The organism is Rhizobium sp. PDO1-076 (assembly GCF_000247475.1).
In the GTDB taxonomy this organism is placed as follows: domain Bacteria; phylum Pseudomonadota; class Alphaproteobacteria; order Rhizobiales; family Rhizobiaceae; genus Allorhizobium.
Map to the genome: position 1 here is coordinate 1 of NZ_AHZC01000198.1, position 2,740 is coordinate 2,740.

A 2,740-nucleotide genomic window follows, 5' to 3' on the forward strand; every position below is an offset into this window, starting at 1 on the left:
TGCCGCTGTTCTATCTTGCGCTGCTGCCTGGCTTTGTCGGCACCAGCTTTGGCATGGGTGACTACGCCAGGCTGGCAATCGTCATTATTCTGGTCGAATGCGCGGTCATCGGCGGCCACGTCTGGATTGCCGATCGCGCCCGCGCCCTTCTGCGCACGCCGGTGATCATCAGGAGAGCCAACCGGATTGCCGGATCGGCATTGGCACTGGCTGGTATTCAAGTCCTTGTGACAACCCGCAGCAGTTAAGCACAGCTGTTAAGCCTTTGTTGCGCCAGATACCTCAGTTTTCTTGACTTTCAGGTAGTTTGGGACTATTCGCCCCTTCCATTAAGGCCCGCGTTGAGGGCGATTCATGGATGTTCGCAAGAACAGGAACGGAACTACTTCCCTTTGATCACTTTTGCTGACCTTGGCCTGAGCCAAAAAGTCCTCTCAGCCGTCACCGATGCCGGCTATGTAAACCCGACGCCGATCCAGGCCGGTGCGATCCCGCCAGCCCTGCAGCGCCGGGATATCTGCGGCATCGCTCAGACAGGAACAGGCAAGACGGCTTCGTTCGTTCTCCCCATGCTGACGCTGCTGGAAAACGGCCGTGCCCGCGCTCGCATGCCGCGCACGCTGATTCTCGAGCCGACCCGCGAACTCGCCGCCCAGGTCGCGGAAAATTTCGATAAGTACGGCAAGAACCACAAGCTCAACGTCGCGCTTCTGATTGGCGGCGTGTCGTTTGAAGAGCAAAACCGCAAGCTGGAACGCGGCGCCGACGTGCTGATCTGCACCCCCGGCCGCCTGCTCGATCACTGCGAGCGCGGCAAGCTCCTGATGACCGGCGTCGAGATCCTCGTGATCGACGAAGCCGACCGCATGCTCGACATGGGCTTCATTCCGGATATCGAACGCATCGCCAAGATGATCCCGTTCACCCGCCAGACCCTGTTCTTCTCGGCTACAATGCCGCCGGAAATCCAGAAATTGGCCGATCGCTTCCTGCAGAACCCGGAACGCGTCGAAGTTTCGCTGCCTTCCTCGACGGCAAAGACGGTAACGCAGCGCCTCGTCGCGGCGCATAACAAGGACTACGAAAAGCGCGCGGTCCTGCGCGACCTGATCCGCTCCCAGGAAGACCTGAAGAACGGCATCATCTTCTGCAACCGCAAGAAGGACGTCGCCGACCTCTTCCGTTCACTCGAACGTCACGGCTTCTCCGTCGGTGCCCTGCATGGCGACATGGACCAGCGCTCGCGGACAAACATGCTGGCCGGCTTCAAGGACAATCAGATCACACTGCTCGTCGCATCCGACGTTGCAGCACGCGGTCTCGACATTCCCGACGTCAGCCATGTCTTCAATTTCGACATCCCGATCCATGCAGAGGACTACGTCCACCGCATCGGTCGCACCGGCCGCGCCGGTCGTTCAGGTGCTGCTTTCTCGCTGGTTACGCGCAGCGATTCCAAGTTCCTCGATGCAATCGAAAAGCTGATCGGTCAGAAGATCGAATGGCACAATGGCGACCTGACCGCCCTGCCCGCAGCCACCGAAAGCCATGACGAAGGTCGCGGCAAACGTGGCAGCCGTGACAAGGGCCGCGAAGGCAGCCGGGATCGTGCACGTGATGGCAAGCGTGAGGGCCGTGGTGACGGCAATCGCGAAGCCCGTGGCGAGCGTAACAGTCACAAAACCGAAACGCCCGCAGAATATACCAAGCCCGCAGAGGAAGTCGTAATGGAACCGGCAAGGATCGAAGCACCCGTGGCAAACGAGCGCAAGGCGGACAAGCGTCCGAACCAGAACCCGCGCAATGGCCGCAACAACGCGACCCCGAATCCGGCAAATGACGATCATCGCGAGCGTCGCCGCAGCCATCACCGCGACCACGATGACGGCCCGACACCTGTTGGCTTCGGCGATGACATTCCCGCGTTTATGCTGATCGTGGCTGCAGCCAAGGCCTGATCCGGCCATGGGCGCACCCGGCATTGATTTTCCCGGCCTCGGCGTCGGTCTTGCCATCCTTCGGGATGGCAAGTTGCTTTTGTGCAAGCGCATGAAAGCGCCGGAAGCTGGCCATTGGAACATCGTCGGCGGCAAGGTCGACCATATGGAGCCGGCCGAACAGGCAGCCCGTCGCGAGGCCGAGGAGGAAACCGGCCTGACGATCGGTGCGATCGAGTTCGTCGCCTGGTCCGAGCAGCGGATCGAAGCGGATCGCCAGCACTGGGTCTCCCTGCTCTACAAGACCACCGACATCAAGGGCGAACCGCAATTGACCGAGCCGGACAAGCTGTCTGCAATCGGTTTCTTCGATCTCGACCACCTGCCGCAGCCGCTGTCGGCCTTCACCCAGGCGCTGCTGCCCTATCTGCGCTGAAACCTATTTCTTGGCTTCCGCCCTGACGGCCGCCTCGAAAGCCAGCCGCACCCATTTCGCCATCTCGTCGGGATCGTCATAGGCCTCTTCTGGAACACTCCAGTAAGGCATGGCGACCGGCTTACCCGTCTTGCCTTCATAAGACCAGCGCCGGGCACCGGCGGCCTCCAGCAGCGGCGCCGTCTCGCTGTCGCCCTTCAGCATGATCTCATCGAACAGATCGAGCGCGACGATGATGCCCTGGTGATAGATGCCCTTGCCGCCGAACATCCGGCGGATGGAGACTGGCCCGAGCGCCTGAAACTCTCCTCGATCGCATCATTGTCCATGTGTCTGCTCAGTCCCTGAGAATACCGCCCGCCGCAAC

At 60.9% G+C, this 2,740-nt stretch carries 2 protein-coding genes and 2 pseudogenes; 3 read left to right on the top strand and 1 reads right to left on the bottom strand.

All coding sequences use genetic code 11. The features are described 5' to 3' along the window. From PDO_RS28320 to PDO_RS12125, 3 genes and pseudogenes are all read left to right on the top strand, one after another. Nucleotides 1-248: pseudogene (locus PDO_RS28320) on the top strand (LysE family translocator); the annotation flags it as partial. Nucleotides 249-392: 144 nt separating this feature from the next. Further along, on the top strand, nucleotides 393-1,958 hold the full coding sequence (locus PDO_RS12120; protein ID WP_037073718.1) for a DEAD/DEAH box helicase: 1,566 nt from the start codon (nucleotides 393-395) through the stop codon (nucleotides 1,956-1,958). A gap of 7 nt (nucleotides 1,959-1,965) precedes the next feature. Beyond that, nucleotides 1,966-2,373, top strand: coding sequence for an NUDIX domain-containing protein (locus tag PDO_RS12125; RefSeq protein WP_009109921.1), 408 nt, complete (start codon nucleotides 1,966-1,968; stop codon nucleotides 2,371-2,373). 3 nt (nucleotides 2,374-2,376) lie between these two features. Here the strand turns inward: PDO_RS12125 and PDO_RS12130 are convergent. Next, a pseudogene (locus PDO_RS12130) lies at nucleotides 2,377-2,702 on the bottom strand (TfoX/Sxy family protein). Nucleotides 2,703-2,740: the final 38 nt, after the last annotated feature.

What these genes read in the sequence shown, in the direction of transcription:
- PDO_RS12125 (WP_009109921.1), top strand. Translation starts at nt 1,966, where the DNA reads ATGGGCGCACCCGGCATTGATTTTCCCGGCCTCGGCGTCGGTCTTGCC.